The 15,879-nt window shown below is 69.0% G+C and carries 14 protein-coding genes; 6 read left to right on the forward strand and 8 right to left on the reverse strand.

Annotation, left to right across the window (positions count from 1 at the left end):
• The first annotated feature begins 29 nt into the window (after positions 1–29).
• On the forward strand, positions 30–497 hold the full coding sequence (locus tag HCR12_RS07440) for a DUF3093 domain-containing protein (protein WP_224763319.1): 468 nt from the start codon (positions 30–32) through the stop codon (positions 495–497).
• A gap of 11 nt (positions 498–508) precedes the next feature.
• Here HCR12_RS07440 and HCR12_RS07445 read toward each other — a convergent pair whose 3' ends face one another.
• A complete protein-coding gene (locus tag HCR12_RS07445; RefSeq protein WP_166867240.1) occupies positions 509–802 on the reverse strand; it encodes a DUF4193 domain-containing protein in 294 nt (97 codons plus the stop codon).
• 204 nt (positions 803–1,006) lie between these two features.
• Between HCR12_RS07445 and sepH the strand changes: the two genes are divergently transcribed.
• On the forward strand, positions 1,007–2,041 hold the full coding sequence (sepH, locus tag HCR12_RS07450) for a septation protein SepH (protein ID WP_166864689.1): 1,035 nt from the start codon (positions 1,007–1,009) through the stop codon (positions 2,039–2,041).
• 3 nt (positions 2,042–2,044) lie between these two features.
• Here sepH and HCR12_RS07455 read toward each other — a convergent pair whose 3' ends face one another.
• Entirely contained in the window at positions 2,045–3,070 is a 1,026-nt protein-coding gene (locus HCR12_RS07455) for an alkaline phosphatase family protein (protein ID WP_347877719.1), read from the reverse strand.
• A gap of 99 nt (positions 3,071–3,169) precedes the next feature.
• Between HCR12_RS07455 and HCR12_RS07460 the strand changes: the two genes are divergently transcribed.
• On the forward strand, positions 3,170–5,647 hold the full coding sequence (locus HCR12_RS07460) for a DNA gyrase/topoisomerase IV subunit A (protein ID WP_166864692.1): 2,478 nt from the start codon (positions 3,170–3,172) through the stop codon (positions 5,645–5,647).
• Positions 5,648–5,728: 81 nt separating this feature from the next.
• Here HCR12_RS07460 and HCR12_RS07465 read toward each other — a convergent pair whose 3' ends face one another.
• Both HCR12_RS07465 and HCR12_RS07470 read right to left on the reverse strand, forming a co-directional pair.
• Entirely contained in the window at positions 5,729–7,801 is a 2,073-nt protein-coding gene (locus tag HCR12_RS07465) for a DNA gyrase/topoisomerase IV subunit B (RefSeq protein ID WP_166864696.1), read from the reverse strand.
• A 47-nt stretch (positions 7,802–7,848) separates the two neighbouring features.
• On the reverse strand, positions 7,849–9,117 hold the full coding sequence (locus tag HCR12_RS07470) for a CAP domain-containing protein (protein ID WP_166864701.1): 1,269 nt from the start codon (positions 9,115–9,117) through the stop codon (positions 7,849–7,851).
• A 189-nt stretch (positions 9,118–9,306) separates the two neighbouring features.
• On the opposite strand from HCR12_RS07470, the gene HCR12_RS07475 reads away from it, so the two are divergent.
• The 3 genes from HCR12_RS07475 to HCR12_RS07485 all read left to right on the forward strand — a co-directional run bounded on the left by HCR12_RS07475 (position 9,307) and on the right by HCR12_RS07485 (position 11,277).
• Positions 9,307–9,528, forward strand: coding sequence for a DUF7455 domain-containing protein (locus tag HCR12_RS07475; protein ID WP_166864704.1), 222 nt, complete (start codon positions 9,307–9,309; stop codon positions 9,526–9,528).
• A 136-nt stretch (positions 9,529–9,664) separates the two neighbouring features.
• On the forward strand, positions 9,665–10,207 hold the full coding sequence (locus tag HCR12_RS07480; protein WP_224763320.1) for an alanine racemase: 543 nt from the start codon (positions 9,665–9,667) through the stop codon (positions 10,205–10,207).
• Positions 10,204–11,277: an alanine racemase gene (locus HCR12_RS07485; protein WP_166864708.1), complete on the forward strand. Its 1,074-nt coding sequence runs from the start codon at positions 10,204–10,206 to the stop codon at positions 11,275–11,277. Before HCR12_RS07480 ends, HCR12_RS07485 begins: the two co-directional genes overlap by 4 nt.
• A gap of 75 nt (positions 11,278–11,352) precedes the next feature.
• Here HCR12_RS07485 and HCR12_RS07490 read toward each other — a convergent pair whose 3' ends face one another.
• The 4 genes from HCR12_RS07490 to HCR12_RS07505 form a co-directional block, all read right to left on the reverse strand.
• On the reverse strand, positions 11,353–12,075 hold the full coding sequence (locus tag HCR12_RS07490) for a coenzyme F420-0:L-glutamate ligase (RefSeq protein WP_166864713.1): 723 nt from the start codon (positions 12,073–12,075) through the stop codon (positions 11,353–11,355).
• An 8-nt stretch (positions 12,076–12,083) separates the two neighbouring features.
• Positions 12,084–13,433: an RNA polymerase sigma factor gene (locus tag HCR12_RS07495; protein WP_166864715.1), complete on the reverse strand. Its 1,350-nt coding sequence runs from the start codon at positions 13,431–13,433 to the stop codon at positions 12,084–12,086.
• 133 nt (positions 13,434–13,566) lie between these two features.
• Positions 13,567–14,907: an MFS transporter gene (locus tag HCR12_RS07500; protein WP_166864718.1), complete on the reverse strand. Its 1,341-nt coding sequence runs from the start codon at positions 14,905–14,907 to the stop codon at positions 13,567–13,569.
• Positions 14,908–14,916: 9 nt separating this feature from the next.
• Positions 14,917–15,831: a proteasome assembly chaperone family protein gene (locus tag HCR12_RS07505; protein ID WP_166864721.1), complete on the reverse strand. Its 915-nt coding sequence runs from the start codon at positions 15,829–15,831 to the stop codon at positions 14,917–14,919.
• Positions 15,832–15,879: the final 48 nt, after the last annotated feature.

The following is a 15,879-nucleotide window of genomic DNA, read 5'->3' on the forward strand; positions in this document are numbered from 1 at the left end:
CGAGGCTAGTCCATGGTCGAATGGGGATGATGAGCACTCCATCCACGCGCTACCGCGAATCCCTCACTCCCGCGCCCTGGGTCTTCCTGTCCACGGCGCTCGTCATGCCGGCGAGCCTTCTGGTGTTCCTGCCGATCTCCCTCACCGCGGGTATCTCGGTCGCCCTCGGCCTCTACGCCGCGATCGTCGTGCTCCTGCTCGCGACCACGCCGCGCATCGAGGTCGACGACACCGAACTGCGCGCCGGACGCGCGCGGCTCCCGCTCGCCGTGATCTCCGAGGTGCGCACGGCAACGGGCGCCGACGCCACGCGGGAACGCGGGGTGGATCTCGACGCGCGCGCCTGGATGCTCATCCGCGGGTGGATTCCCGGTCTCGTGCGCATCGACCTCGACGACCCGCAGGATCCGACCCCCTACTGGCTGATCTCAAGCCGACGCCCCGGTGAGCTCGCTGCCGCCATCGAGGGGGCACGCGGCGCCGGGGCGTCGTCCTAGAGTCCGAACCGTCAGGCTGCGCACTCCGCGCAGACCGAACCGAGGTCGGTCGTGTGATGGAACTGCGACTGGTGCTTCACGAGGAAGCAGCTCATACAGGTGAACTCGTCTTCCTGCGGAGGCAGCACGACGACGTCGAGATCGAGGTCGGACAGGTCCTGACCCGCGAGTTCGAAACCGGGGTTGTCGGCGTCGTCGACGTCGACCACACCGGACATCTTGTCGGGGACACGCTCCTGGAGGGCCTGGATCGACTGAGTGTCGTCGTCGTCGGTCTTCCGGGGGGCGTCGTAGTCGGTTGCCATTACCATCCATCTCTATTACGTGCGGGTGAAGCGGCGTCAGTCTGCATGATCGGAAGACGATTCGCAAACCCTCCCAGGCTGCTTTCAGACACGGGAGAAACTCGCAAAAGCCCCAACTTGCGGCACGCCCGCGATATTCCCGCAGATCCGACGATTCACGTGTCATCCTTCCGGTGAATCGGGACAGCTGGAGGTCGCTCAGCCATGCAAGAGCTCAAGGTCATCGGGGTCGAGAACGGATCGCTTCTCGTCGCCTCCGGCGACGGCGAACGCTACCGCGTCGAGGTCGACGAGGCGTTGCTGTCGCGGTTGCGCGCGTCCATGCCGGAACCCGGCCCACTGCGTCGCCTCGCGCCGCGTGAGATCCAGGCGCAGATCCGCGCCGGACTCACCGCCGACGACGTCGCCCGCGTGACGGGCGCCTCCGTCGAGTACGTGCGCCGCTTCGAGGGTCCCGTCATCGCCGAACGCGAGTACGTGGTCGAATCGGCGCTCAACGTGCCCGTGCACATGGCGGTCGAGACCGACCCGCTCGCCTCGGGCGCGACGTTCGGCTCCGTCATCCGCGAGCGCCTCGCCGAATCCGGCGCACAGGACGAGCGCTGGTCGAGCTGGAAGGAGCAGGGCGGCGGCTGGATCGTCAAGCTCACCTTCTCGACGAACGGCATCGACCACGACGCGCGCTGGGGCTTCGAGCCCAAGAAGCAGTCGCTCTCGCCGCTCAACCAGGAGGCCGTCACCCTGTCGCAGCAGGGCGAGCTCCCGCAGAGCCTCGTGCCTCGCCTCCGTGCGGTGCCGGTCGAGGAACGCGACGACTCCCGATTCGACAGCGGCGCCTTCACTGCGGAGGAGCTCGGCCGCGTCGCCGACGATGGCGAGATCGCGCAGCTGGAGTTCGGCGGACGCCCCGCCCCCGCCGACGAGGCCCCCGGCACGCACCACACCGCCGACCTGCTCGAAGCTCTGCGCCGACGCCGCGGAGAGCGTGAACCGCTCGACCTCGACGAAGCGGACGCGGGCCGCGCAAGCCACCCCTCGACGGGAGTCGTGAAGCTCATCGACATCCCTCTCGACGTGGCCGAAGAGCTGCCCGCCCCCGCGAAGCCTGCCCCGCAGCAGACGGCGAAGGCCTCCGGCTCGTCGGGAGCCACCGGACCGCTCGGCAAGCGCCGTGGTCGCGCGTCGATGCCCAGCTGGGACGAGATCGTCTTCGGCGCACGCACCGACGACGACCTCTAGAACTCAGCGGGCGAACGCCCCGAATCGGAGCAGCGGGATCGCGAGCTCCGCCGGGGTGATGGAGCCGTGCTGCCCGATCATCGAGCGCGCCCGGTCCTCCGGGTCGACGTAGTAGGCGTGGTCTCCTCGCGCCGCGACGAGCAGGTCGCCGATGCGAGGCGCCACCTCCGGGTGCACCTCCCCGAACCAGCCCGCCTCGATCGCCTGCGTCTTCGTGGCGATCCACGCGCGCTTGCCTTCGCTCGCACGCCAGCGCTCTGCGAGGGCGTCGACATCGACCCCGTCCTCGACATGGAGCTGCAGGCAGCGCGGCTCCCCCGCGATGTGGCGCACACCATCCAGCAGCGCGGCGGCGGGAATCCGATGCGAGCGCTCGGGAACATCCACCATCCCGTGGTCGGCGGTGATGACGAGCCCGTCCTTCGGCCCGAGCAGCCGCACGGCGTCGCGGATCTCGGCGTCGAGGTCTTCGAGAGCGGCAACCCATTGGGCGGAGTCGATGCCGTGCGCGTGGCCTGCCGCGTCGAGATCGTTGACGTAGTAGTAGATGAGCGCGGGCCCCGGGCGCGCGAGCTCGTCCCGGAGGCGCGCGACCCGCTCATCCGCGGTCGCCGCGCCGACGAACGTCGCACCCCGCAGCACGGCGCGCGTCATCTCGGAGTCTCGGTACCGCGGATGCGTGATCGCCGTCGATCGCACGCCGTCGGATGCGGAGAGCTCGAAGAGCGTCGCCTCGCGCTGCCAGGAGCGCGGATCGAGCCCCTCCCATCCGCTCAGCTGATTGATGACGCGGTCGTGTTCGGGATCCAGCGCGCGGTAGCCGATGAGGCCATGGCGGCCCGCGGGCTGCCCGGTCGTGAGCGTCGTGAGCCCGGCGACCGTCGTCGACGGGAACCCGGATCCGATGGCAGGGTCGTGAGGAAGACGCGCTGCGAGGGTGCGCGCGTAGCCGGAATGAGCGGAGAGGACCGCGTGTCCGAGCCCGTCGACGAGCACGACGATGGCGCGATCGACGGGTGCGAGACCCATACGTCCCTGTCGGCCGGCCAGCGAGTCGAGGCAATTCGGCACGACATCGGCAAGGCTCATCCGGTGTGTTTTGGTCGCCGGTAGCATTGCCACGATCTTATGACTCCGCCCGAAACCTCCTCAGCCCACCCTGCCGGCGAACGCATCGAAGATGTCGATGTCTCGACGGAGATGCAGGGGTCCTTCCTCGAATACGCCTATTCGGTCATCTACTCGCGCGCCCTGCCCGACGCGCGCGACGGACTGAAGCCCGTACAGCGCCGCATCCTCTTCCAGATGAACGAGATGGGTCTGCGCCCCGACAAGGGCCACGTCAAGAGCGCCCGCGTCGTGGGTGACGTGATGGGGCGCCTGCACCCGCACGGCGACACGGCCATCTACGACGCTCTCGTGCGCCTCTCGCAGAGCTTCGCCCTGCGCATCCCGCTCGTCGACGGCCACGGCAACTTCGGATCGCTCGACGACGGCCCCGCCGCCGCGCGATACACCGAGGCGCGCATGCAGGCAGCTGCCGTCGCGCTCGTCGAGTCGATCGACGAGGATGTCGTCGACTTCGTCCCGAACTACGACAACCAGCTCCTGCAGCCGTCGGTGCTTCCCGCAGCGTTCCCGAACCTGCTCGTCAACGGCGCCACCGGCATCGCGGTCGGCATGGCCACCAACATGGCCCCGCACAACCTCAACGAGGTCGTGGGCGCCGCGCGCCACCTGCTCGAGAACCCGGATGCCACCCTCGACGAGCTCATGGCCTACGTGCCGGGGCCCGATCTTCCCACCGGTGGCACCATCGTGGGACTCGACGGCATCCGCGACGCCTACGCGACCGGCCGCGGCAGCTTCAAGACGCGCGCCAAGGTGACCGTCGAGCAGCTCTCCGCACGCCGCACCGGACTCGTCGTCACCGAACTGCCGTACATGGTCGGGCCCGAGAAGGTCATCGAGAAGATCAAGGACGGCGTCAATTCGAAGAAGATCACGGGCATCTCGGATGTCACGGATCTCACCGACCGCAGAAACGGTCTGCGCCTCGTCATCGGCATCAAGACCGGCTTCTCGCCGCAGGCGGTGCTCGAGCAGCTCTACCGCCTCACGCCGCTCGAAGACGGATTCTCGATCAACAATGTCGCCCTCGTCGAGGGCCGACCTCAGACGCTAGGCCTGAAGGAGATGCTGCAGGTCTACCTCGACCACCGCATCGAGGTCGTCACGCGGCGCTGCCAGTACCGTCTCGCGCGGCGCCAGGAGCGCCTGCACCTCGTGGATGGCCTCCTCATCGCCATCCTGGATATCGACGAGGTCATCCAGGTCATCCGCACGAGCGACGACACAGCGCAGGCGCGCACGCGCCTCATGGACGTCTACGACCTCTCGCAGATCCAGGCCGACTACATCCTCGAGCTGCAGCTGCGCCGACTCACCAAGTTCAGCCGCATCGAGCTCGAAGCGGAGCGCGACAAGCTGCGCACCGAGATCGCCGAGCTCGAAGCGCTCCTCGCCTCACCCACGCGCATCCGCGCGCTCGTCGGCGACGAGCTCGAGGAGACGGCGGATCGCTTCGGCACGCCGCGTCGCACCATGCTCACCGAGGCGGGCGCGCACGTCACCGCCGCGAAGTCGTCGAAGAAGAACGCGAACGTCTCCCTCGAGATCCCCGATGTGCCGACCGTCGTGCTCCTGTCGACGACCGGCCGAGCTGTGCGCGTCGATATGCCGGACGGATCCGACCCGCTTCAGCCAGCCGCCCGCCGCAGCAAGCACGACGCGATCCTCTCGATCGTCACCGGCACGACGCGCGGCGAGCTCGGCGCCGTCACGAACCGCGGCCGACTCGTGCGCTTCACGCCCGTCGACCTGCCGTCCGTTCCCGCGAACTCGGTGCAGCTCGCCGCGGGCGCGAAGTTCGCCGACTACCTGGGCCTCACGGACAAGAAGGAGCGCGTGCTCGCGATCGTCTCGCTCACGGTCGACGACTCGATCGCGCTCGGCACCCGACAGGGCATCGTGAAGCGCGTCGCGAGCCTGGCCTACCCGAGCAAGCCCGACTTCGAGCTGATCGCGCTCAAGCCCGGAGACGAGGTCGTGGGCGTCGCGCAGGGCCCCGAATCCGATGAGCTCGTCTTCGTCACCTCAGACGCCCAGCTGCTGCACTTCCCGGCAGCCCAGGTGCGCCCCCAGGGGACGAGCGCGGGCGGCATGGCGGGCATCAAGCTGTCCGCCGGTGCCGATGTCATCTTCTTCGGCTCCGTCGCTCCCGAGAATGCCCACGTGGTCACGATCTCGACGCCCACCGAGACGCTGCCCGGCACAGACCCGGGGCGCGCGAAGGTCAGCGTCTTCGCGGAGTTCCCCGCCAAGGGACGCGCGACAGGCGGCGTGAGGTCGCATTCCTTCCTCAAGGGCGAGAGCGCGCTCGCGCTCGCCTGGGTCGGAGAGGCACCCGCTCTCGCCGTGGCCGCCGATGGCGCCGTGCGCACACTGCCTGAGGCCGGTGCGAAGCGCGATGCCTCCGGCACTCCGCTCGATGCCGTCGTGGCCTCGATCGGCCGCGCCCACGCGCTGCCGTCGAACGAGGGCTGACCGCGAGGCGACTGAACGAGAAGAGGCGGCGGCGCACCCGGGGAACCGGGGCGCCGCCGCCTCGTGCGGTATCGGCTTCGCTCAGACGTCGACGCGCGAGCGGTCGAGCCCCTGGCCGGCGACGATGAACTCCTTGCGCGGGGCGACATCGTTGCCCATGAGCAGCTCGAACACCTTGTTAGCGGCGTCGGCATCCGAGACCTGCACGCGGCGCAGGGTGCGGTGCGCGCGGCTCATCGTGGTCTCCGCGAGCTGATCGGCATCCATCTCACCGAGGCCCTTGTAGCGCTGGATCGGGTCCTGGTAGCGCTTGCCCTGCTTCTTGAGCTGAGCGAGGAGCGTCTGCAGCTCGGCCTCGGAGTAGGTGTAGAGGATGTCGTTGGGCTTCGTCCCCGGGTTCATGACGACCACCCGGTGCAGCGGCGGAACCGCGGCGAACACGCGCCCGGCCTCGATCATCGGGCGCATGTAGCGGAAGAAGAGGGTCAGCAGGAGCGTGCGGATGTGCGCGCCGTCGACGTCGGCGTCGCTCATGATGATGACCTTGCCGTAGCGCGCCGCCTCGAGGTCGAAGCTGCGTCCGGAGCCGGCTCCGATCACCTGGATGATCGAGGCGCACTCGGCGTTGCTCAGCATGTCCGAGACGGACGCCTTCTGCACGTTGAGGATCTTGCCGCGGATCGGCAGGAGCGCCTGGAACTCCGAGTCGCGCGCGAGCTTCGCCGTGCCGAGCGCGGAGTCGCCCTCGACGATGAACAGTTCGCTGTCAGCCACGTCGTTCGAGCGGCAGTCGACGAGCTTCGCCGGCAGCGACGAGCTCTCGAGGGCGTTCTTGCGCCGCTGCGTCTCCTTGTGGGCACGCGCCGAGATGCGCGACTTCATCTCGGCGACGACCTTGTCGAGCACGAGGGCGGTCTGCGCCTTGTCGTCGCGCTTCGTGCTCGCGAAGCGCTCCTTGAGCCCCTTCGCGATCGCATTCGCCACAATCGCGCGGACGGCCGGGGTGCCGAGCACCTCCTTCGTCTGGCCCTCGAACTGCGGCTCGGGCAGACGCACGGTGAGCACGACGGTGAGGCCCGCGAGCACATCATCCTTCTCGAGCTTGTCGTTGCCGGCCTTCAGGCGGCGCGCGTTCTTCTCGACTTCGGCGCGCATGAACTTCAGCAGCCCCTGCTCGAATCCGGTCTGGTGCGTTCCGCCCTTGGGCGTCGCGATGATGTTCACGAAGCTATTCAGGACGGTGTCGTAGCCGGTGCCCCAGCGCAGCGCCACATCCACGTCGCACTCGCGCTGCAGCTCGGTGGGCACCATGTGGCCGTTCTCCTGCAGCACGGGCACGGTCTCGCTGTAGTGGCCGGTGCCCTGGATGCGCCAGACGTCGGTCACGGGAGCGTCGGGCGCGAGGTGCTCGACGAACTCGCTGATGCCGCCGTCGAAGCGGAACTGCTGGGTGGTGGGCTCTTCGCCGCGCTCATCGCGGATCGAGATGCCGAGACCCGGAACGAGGAAGGCGGTCTGGCGGGCGCGAGTGATGAGATCGTCGGGCTGGAAGCCGGCGCCCTTGGTGAAGATCTGACGATCAGCCCAGTAGCGGATGCGCGTTCCCGTGACGCCCTTGGCGACCTTGCCGACGACACGCAGCTCGCTGCCCTTCGTGAACGGCGTGAACGGCGCGTCGGGGGTGGGCTCCCCCGCGTCGGCGAAGATGCCCGGCTCGCCGCGATGGAATGACATCGCCCAGGTCTTGCCGTTGCGGTCCACCTCGACGTCCAGACGCTCGGAGAGGGCATTCACGACAGAGGCGCCGACACCGTGCAGACCGCCGGACGCCGCGTATGAGCCGCTGCCGAACTTGCCGCCCGCGTGGAGCTTCGTGAACACGACCTCGACACCCGAGAGCCCCGTCTTGGGCTCGATGTCGACGGGGATGCCTCGCGCACGGTCGCGCACCTCGACCGACTGATCGGCGTGAAGGATCACGTCGATGTCGGATCCGTGACCTGCGAGCGCCTCATCGACGGAGTTGTCGATGATCTCCCACAGGCAGTGCATGAGGCCCCGCGAGTCGGTGGAGCCGATGTACATTCCGGGACGCTTGCGGACCGCCTCGAGGCCTTCGAGAACGGAGAGATGACGGGCGTTGTAGTCGCTCACCGCACGAGCCTAACGGGGGCCGGCGTCAGAGTCGCTGAGGCGCTCCGTCACCCGAACTGCTGCACCCAGTACACGCGTCCCGTCGAGGATGCCGCCGAGCATGCGCCCATCTTCGTGAAGCCGTCGCGCAGGATGTTCTCGCGGTGCCCGGTCGACCCCATCCAGAGGTCGACCACGCCCGACGCGCTCTTCGGCCCGTACGCGACGTTCTCTCCCCAGAGCCCGCCCGGCCCGGAGCTGTGCGAGAGATCCTTGTTGCCGTCGGCGAGATACGACGCCCACGAACAGGCGCGCGTGGCGAGCGAGCCGCTCCACGCGAGAGCGGCCCTGCCGTTCGCAGCACGCTGGTCGTTGGTGGCCGAGAGGACACCGTTCGACGCGGTTCCACCTCCCCCGCTGCCGCTGCCACCACTGCCGCCGCCGCTGCCGACGATGCGCGAGCCCGAACGGGCCGCCTGGGCCGCCTGTCGGGCGGCCTCTTCGGCGGCGATGCGCGCGACCTCGGCATCGTGGGCCGCGATGACCCCGGTCACGGCGGTCGCATATGCGGGAGCGAGTGCGGGCACATCGCGCACGTCGGCCGTCTGGATCGCCTGGAGCGCGAGGGTCGCGGCCGCGCGGGTGCCCTCGGGGGCCAGTGTTCGCGCGGCGAGCAGCGCCTCGTGGGTCGCCGCAAGCGATCCGATGAGCGAGCGCATCTCCGACTCCAGCGCGATCATGCTTCTGGCGAGCTCGCCCGCGTCGCCCGACAGGAGCGCTCGTGAGGCCCGCGCCTGCGTGGCGAGCGCGATCAGACGGTCGGCGAGCTCCGCGAGATCGTCCGTACTCGCCTCCGGATCCAGGCTCGGAACCTCGCGGACCGGTGGCGCCTCCCGGAGCTCGACCACCACCGGATCACCCTCTGCGGATGCGAACCCGTCGAGCGTGGCGCCGAGCAGCGTCAGTGCCTCCGCCACCGGCGCGAGCGCGGCGTCGCCGCCGAGCGCTCCGGCGTGCGGGAGCATGTTCGCGACCACGCTCGAGCGCAGGGCAGCCGCATCCTCCGCGCGCGACTGCAGAACCTCGATGGCGGCCCGCTCGTCGGCGACCGCCGCAACAGCATCGGCACGCGCCTCCTCTGCCGACGCGAGCGCCTCCGCATGGGCGGCCTGCTGCAGGAACATGGCGAGCGCTGCGATCCCGGCGGCGGCGACGAGGACGACGCCGATCGCGAGAGCGACGATCAGCCGAGGGCGACCCGGGCGGGCGGGTGCCCCGAGCGGCACCGCATCCGGGCATGCGGGCTCGATGTCGAGCGCCGCCGCATGCTGATCCATGAGAGCACGGTACCTGCGAGCGTTCCCCACCAGAAGTGGGCACGCTCCCCCGACCGAACCGATCGATGACCCTCGACCGGGGCACACGCGTCTTCGCGGTGAGCGAAATGCGCGGCCGCGGCCGGAAACCTCCAGCGAACCGTGCTTGTATGGGACACACGCACCACCACACGAGGGAAGGAGCATGACATGACCGCAACCGATGGAACCGTCGAGCTGGAGCGTCACGCCCTCACTGCCCTCGACCGCTGCGACATGTGCGGCGCTCAGGCGTACGTGCGGGTGACCCTCAGCTCCGGCGAACTGCTGTTCTGCGGCCACCACGGCAACGCATACAAGCCCAAGCTCATCGAGACGGCACTCGACTGGCACGACGAGTCGGCCCGCCTGCGGGAGCCTGTCGCTGGCTGAGATCGCCGCGGCCGCGCCGCGTCGCATCGCGGCCATCGACCTCCAGGCTCTGTCAGCCAACATCACCGAAGCCGCACCCGGTTTCCTCGACGCGCGCGCTGATGCCTACGGGCACAGCATCCCACTCGTCGGACCGGTGGCGCGTTCGCACGGCATCGACACGATCGTGGTGAGCGACGAACGGGACGCCGAACGCGCCCGAGGCGTCGGATTCACCGACATCCGCATCCTGCGGGTGGTCGACGGCGGCGATGCGGAGGCCGTCTACGGCGTCCGTGGGGGCTCCCGACCGGTGCTGAGCCTCACGGGCGAGGTGGTCGCTCTCAAGCGCGTCGACGCGGGAGCAGGCGTCTCCTACGGCTACACGCACCGCACCCCGGAGGCCACGAACCTCGCCCTGGTCGGTCTCGGCTACGCCGACGGGGTTCCCCGTCTCGCCTCGAACCGCGCCTTGGTGCGGCTGGCCGACGGCGTGCATCCGATCGTCGGTCGCATCGCCATGGACCAGTGCGTCGTCTCCTGTGGGGACGCGCACCCGGCACCGGGCGACCAGGTCGTGCTCTTCGGCGACCCGTCCAGGGGCGAGCCGAGCGCTGCACAGTGGGCGGAGTGGACCGAACGCTCCCCGCTCGCACTCACCGCCGGACTCGGCGACCGGATCCGGAGGGTCGCGCGATGAGCGCTCGTCTCGACATCCACCTCGACGCGATCCGCGACAACGTCGCACGCCTCGCGGCGATCGCAGCCCCCGCGCGCACGATGTTCGCTGTCAAGGCGGACGCCTACGGACTCGGCGTGGTCGAGGTCGCACGCGCCGGTCTCGCAGGTGGCGCTGACTCACTCGCGGTGCTCGAGGTGCCCGCGGCTCTCGCTCTGCGCGATGCCGGAATCGAGGTTCCTCTCTTCGCGTGGCTGCATGGCGCGGATACCGACTTCGGCGCCGCGATCCGCGCGGACGTCGACCTCGGCATCTCGACGATCGGCGATCTCAGCCGCATCGCTGCGGCCGCCCACGATCGCCCTGCGCGTGTGCACCTCAAGATCGACACAGGCCTCCATCGCAACGGGGCCGACCCCGCGGACTGGCCGCTGCTGGTCTCCTCGGCGCTCCAGCACGCCGCCGAGGGCCGGGTGCACATCGCGGGCATCTGGTCGCACCTCGCAGACGCCTCCCCCGAGGACGATGCGCGCGCGCTCGCGGCCTACCGGGATGCGCTCGAGGTTGCGCGTCGACTCGGCGTCGACCTCGACGGACCGAGTCGCCCCCTCCTGCACATCGCCGCGAGCTCAGCGGGCATCCGCGACCCTGAGGCCCGACTCGACCTCGTGCGCTTCGGCATCGCCGCGTACGGCGTCTCGCCGTTCGACGACATCGACGGCCCCGGCCTCGGCATGCGCGGCCCCGTCACCCTCACGGCGAGCGTCGTGGACGTGCGCGATGGTCAGGCTGTGATCGACGTCGGTTCGGCAGACGGCCTCCCGCCCTCGGTGCTCGGGCCGAGCGGGACGGGCGCGCAGGTGCTGCTCGGCGGCGCCCGCGCGTCGATCGCCTCCATCGACATCGACGCCGCGAGCGTGCGAATCCCGGAGGGTGTCGAGGTGCGCATCGGAGACGACGTGATCGTGTACGGCCCTGGCGACACGGGAGAGCCGACGATCGAGGAGTGGGCGCACGCCGCTGGCTCGATCGGCGACGAGATCCTCGCGCGCGCGTCGCGCCGCATTCCGCGCCGCTACCTCGGTCTCTGAGCTTCCCAGCCGTCGGCACGCGAAAACGCGACAGCGCCGGCCGTCACACGGACGACCGGCGCTGAGAGCTGTGTGTCAGGACGCCTTGCGGATGATGCCGAGCGGCGTGGCCTCGTGGCCCTGGCCGCCCGGGTTGTCCTGAAGGATGCGCACGACGAGCTCCTCCGTCTCGGGCGACACCGTCGAACCGAGGATGTTGCCGCCGAGATCGTTGATGTCGATCAGCAGCACCTCGACGTTCTTTCCCTTCGAGGCGAGGAACGCCTTGACACGCTCGCACAGCGGGTACGGGTCGGCCGCCGTCAGAACGACCATCTCGTCGAACGGCGGGATCGTGGGGTAGCCGGGGCCGTCGATGCCGCGCGCCTTCTTGCCCGCGATGCGGTAGAAGTCGCCCGTGCGACGGAAGACCTTCTTCGAGATGACCGACACCGCGGCAGCGAAGAGGATGCGGGGGGTGCCCACCTCACGCAGCGCCATCTCCATCGTCTCGGGGATGCCGAGGCCGACGCCGTGCGGCGTCTTGACGACGTACTTCGACAGCGTCACGGCGAGCGGACGGGCCGTGATCTCGTCGACTCGGAAGGCGCGACCCTGGGTGGCCGCGACCATCTTCTCGGTCATCGTCAGCCAGTCGCCATCCTGCAGCTTGTCGAGCGCATACTGCTCGATCACAGGCTCGAGAGGCTCACCCGGGAGGACCACGTGGGTCTTCACCGGGTGACGCTCGTAGACGACGCCGTCGACCGTCATCTCGCGCGGGCGATTGCGGTCCTGATAGGTGCCGGGCTCGGACATGTGTCGGCTTACTCCAGGTAGTCGCGCAGCGACTGCGACCGCGAGGGGTGACGCAGCTTCGCCATGGTCTTCGACTCGATCTGGCGGATGCGCTCACGCGTGACACCGAAGGTGTCGCCGATCTGGTCGAGGGTCTTGGGCATGCCGTCCCCGAGTCCGAAGCGCATGCGGATCACGCCAGCCTCACGCTCGGAGAGGGAGTCGAGAAGCGACTCGAGCTGCTTCTGCAGCATCGTGAAGCCGACGGCGTCCGCGGGGACGACGGCCTCGGTGTCCTCGATGAGGTCACCGAACTCGCTGTCGCCATCCTCGCCGAGCGGGGTGTGCAGCGAGATGGGCTCGCGACCGTACTTCTGGACCTCGATGACCTTCTCAGGGGTCATGTCGAGCTCCTTCGAGAGCTCCTCAGGCGTGGGCTCGCGGCCCAGATCCTGCAGCATCTGGCGCTGCACACGGGCGAGCTTGTTGATGACCTCGACCATGTGCACCGGGATGCGGATGGTGCGGGCCTGGTCGGCCATCGCACGGGTGATCGCCTGACGGATCCACCAGGTGGCGTAGGTCGAGAACTTGAAGCCCTTGGTGTAGTCGAACTTCTCCACGGCGCGGATGAGGCCGAGGTTGCCTTCCTGGATCAGATCCAGGAACTGCATACCGCGACCCGTGTAGCGCTTCGCGAGCGAGACGACGAGACGGAGGTTGGCACCGAGCAGGTGGCTCTTGGCGCGCTGTCCGTCACGTGCGACCCACGAGAGTTCGCGGCCGAGCTGGCTGCGCTTCTCGGCGTCGGTCATCGCCGAGAGCTTCTCCTCGGCGAACAGACCGGCCTCGATGCGCATCGCGAGCTCGACCTCCTGCTCGGCGTTGAGGAGCGCGACCTTTCCGATCTGCTTGAGGTAGTCCTTGACCGGGTCAGCGGTCGCGCCGGTGATCGCGGCGGAGTAGACGGGGACCTCGTCCTCGTCGTCGGCCATCGAGAGTCGCAGTGCGCCCGTCGGGAGAGGCTCGTCGGCGGACGCCTTGGCGCCTTCCTCGTCGTCGTCATCCACGTCGACCTTGACATCGGGTGTCTCGACGTCGTCGGGGACCTCGACGTCGACGACGACATCGACGACGACGTCTTCCTCGTCATCCTCGTCGACAGCTGCGCCTGCCTTGCTGGTGGCCTTCTTGGCGGCGGACTTCGCCGGAGCCTTCGCCGTCGACTTGGCGGCCGTCTTGGCCGGAGCCTTCTTGGCGGCGGTCTTGGTGCCCGTGGCCTTGGCGGCGGGCTTCTTGGCGGGGGCCTCGGCTTCGGTCACCGAGGCGTCGCGGTCTTCTGCGACCGCCGCTTTGGTGGACTTGGACGTGGTGGCCATGCTGACCCCTTTCGCGTGTGGGAGGGTGCGTCTGGGCAGTACGTAGACCCGTGTCAAGTCCCCCGAGTCTCCGCGGGCGGGCTATCGCCGTCCGCGTCGGTTGAACAGGGGGTCCGACCGGGTCTTCGAAGATCTATTGTCTCACACCCGGACGACGCATCCAGCCGGGAGCACTGAAGAGTGCAACCCACAGGGGGGCTATCTGTATTCCCTGTTCCTCGAAAAGGTGGCGTCGCGTGCGTCCGCGCAGGATGAGGAGCACGATCGTGGAGACGCCGATGATCACGAAAACACTGGCGAACGCGGCCCGGAAGCCGTCGAGGCTGTACAGCTGCGAGACCTCGCCCGCGTCGACGCGCACGTGGTTCACGAGGTCGAGGACCACGCCCACGGCGAGCATCCCGATGAAGCCGCCGACGAAGCCTCCCGAGTTCGCGAAGCCCGTGGCCGTGCCGGCAGCGTGCAGCGGGTTGGAGCTGCGCGCGACGTCGATGCCGATGAGGGACGCGGGGCTGCACCAGCCGATCGTGAAGAACAGGATCGCGACGAGCCACACCGGTGGAGTCGTGGGCCACACGAGCACGACCGCGAGCAGCAGCATCGTCGTCCACGTCATGACCAGAACGAGGTCGCTGCGGCGCATCGGGTAGCGCGCGATGAGCCAGCCGACGACAGGGCCCGTCACGAGCGAGCCGGCCACGATCATCGTGAACACGGCGGATGCGACGGCGGTCGGATACCCGAGGCCCGCGGTGAGGAACGGGTAGCCCCACATGATGCCGATGAGGGTCGGCGTGGTGCCTGCCACCAGGTGCGCCCAGAAGCCGACATGCGTGCCGGTGCGGCTGAGACTCGCGCGCAGTCCGCGTTCGAGCGGATCGATCGCGAGGAACTCCCCCGTGGAGAGGTTCTCGGGCGCACGGCGGACGAACGCGAGCGCGATCACCGCCGAGACGAAGCCCGCACCGGCGGCGAGCAGGAATGCCGGGGTCCAGCCCCAGCTGTGCAGAACCAGCGCGAAGGGAAACGCCGAGATCACCTGGCCGAGCTGGCCCGACATCCCCACCCATTGCGAGAGCTGCGGCACGATCGGCCCCTGGAACCAGCCCGGGATGAGGCGCAGCACCGACACGAATGTGGCCGCGTCTCCCGCGCCCACGAGAACGCGTGCGACGAGAGCGAGCCACATGGAGTCGGCGAAGGCGAGCAGAGCCTGACCGGCCGCCATCGTGCACGCGCCGATGATGATGAGAGGCGTCGCGCCGACCCGGTCGACGAGCACGCCGACAGGTATCTGCAGCACCGCGTACACGATGATCTGCACCACCGCGACGACGGAGACCGCCGATGCGGTCGTGTCGAGGAGCTCCGTCGCCTCGACGCCCGCCACGCCGAATGACGTGCGCTGCACGACGGCGATGAGATACGCGAACGCCGCCGCGGCGAAGACGATCCAGGCGCGGCGGGAGTTCACCTTCTCAGGCTAAGCGGTCGGATCCTCACGACGTGTCGCGAGGAAGCGCTCCAGCTCCGCGGCGATCGTGTCGGCGCTCGGCACCTCGCCATCCTCGTCGACGAGCGGCGACGGCAGAGGGTTCTCCTCCATGTAGGTGTCGTGCCGCTGCTCGAGCGTTGCGACGAGCCGCTCGAGCTCCTCGTTGCCCTGGACCTGCTCGTCGACCTTCTGGATGAACTCCCGGCCTGCCTCACGCAGTCGATCCGTGGGGAAGATGAGCCCCGTCGCGGCGCTGATGTTCTCGAGTGCGGCGACCGCAGCCTGCGGGTACTCGGTGTCGGCGAGGTAATGCGGGACGAGCAGCACGAATCCGGCCGTCGAGGCACCCGCCTCGGAGAGACGGTACTCGAGCAGGTGAAGCACGTTGCCGGGAACCTGTGTGCGGGGGCGCCAGAGCGAGAGCGACTCCACGAGTTCGGTGCGATTGCCGCTCACCGTCACCCCGAGGGGACGCGTGTGCGGGGTGGGCATGGGGATCGCGTTGATCCACGTGACGCTGGCGACCTCGAACCGCTGAACGAGCGCGACGACCTCGCGCGTGAATTCCTCCCACCGGAAGTCAGGCTCGTAGCCGCTCAGGAAGAGGAACGGGCGGTGCAGCTCATCGTGTGCGATCGACAGGCTGATGCGCGGGGGCGTGTATTCGGAGAGGTGGTCCTCGTCGAAGAACATCACCGGACGACGCGCGCGGTAGTCGAGCAGCGCGTCGTTGTCGAAGACAGCGATCTCGCGCAGCTCGCTCGATCCGCGAAGCTCCTCGGTGAGCTGCGCGACGGCCGAGCCCGCATCCGTGAAGCCGGTCAGCCCAGCCACGAGGTGCAGCCCGGACGGAACGTCGGAGACATCTCCCACGAACTCGATGATCGGGCGCGGATCCAGCATGCGACCAGTCTACGAAGCCCGCACACCGGCCGCCGGTTCCCCGGCATG

Source organism: Salinibacterium sp. ZJ70 (assembly GCF_011751865.2).
Classification (GTDB): domain Bacteria; phylum Actinomycetota; class Actinomycetes; order Actinomycetales; family Microbacteriaceae; genus Homoserinibacter.

Bases quoted from the DNA above. Each gene is read 5' to 3' on its own strand.
- HCR12_RS07440 (WP_224763319.1), top strand. From the start codon at position 30: ATGAGCACTCCATCCACGCGCTACCGCGAATCCCTCACTCCCGCGCCC.
- HCR12_RS07445 (WP_166867240.1), bottom strand. From the start codon at position 802: ATGGCAACCGACTACGACGCCCCCCGGAAGACCGACGACGACGACACT.
- sepH (WP_166864689.1), top strand. From the start codon at position 1,007: ATGCAAGAGCTCAAGGTCATCGGGGTCGAGAACGGATCGCTTCTCGTC.
- HCR12_RS07455 (WP_347877719.1), bottom strand. From the start codon at position 3,070: ATGGGTCTCGCACCCGTCGATCGCGCCATCGTCGTGCTCGTCGACGGG.
- HCR12_RS07460 (WP_166864692.1), top strand. From the start codon at position 3,170: ATGACTCCGCCCGAAACCTCCTCAGCCCACCCTGCCGGCGAACGCATC.
- HCR12_RS07470 (WP_166864701.1), bottom strand. From the start codon at position 9,117: ATGGATCAGCATGCGGCGGCGCTCGACATCGAGCCCGCATGCCCGGAT.
- HCR12_RS07475 (WP_166864704.1), top strand. From the start codon at position 9,307: ATGACCGCAACCGATGGAACCGTCGAGCTGGAGCGTCACGCCCTCACT.
- HCR12_RS07485 (WP_166864708.1), top strand. From the start codon at position 10,204: ATGAGCGCTCGTCTCGACATCCACCTCGACGCGATCCGCGACAACGTC.
- HCR12_RS07490 (WP_166864713.1), bottom strand. From the start codon at position 12,075: ATGTCCGAGCCCGGCACCTATCAGGACCGCAATCGCCCGCGCGAGATG.
- HCR12_RS07495 (WP_166864715.1), bottom strand. From the start codon at position 13,433: ATGGCCACCACGTCCAAGTCCACCAAAGCGGCGGTCGCAGAAGACCGC.
- HCR12_RS07505 (WP_166864721.1), bottom strand. From the start codon at position 15,831: ATGCTGGATCCGCGCCCGATCATCGAGTTCGTGGGAGATGTCTCCGAC.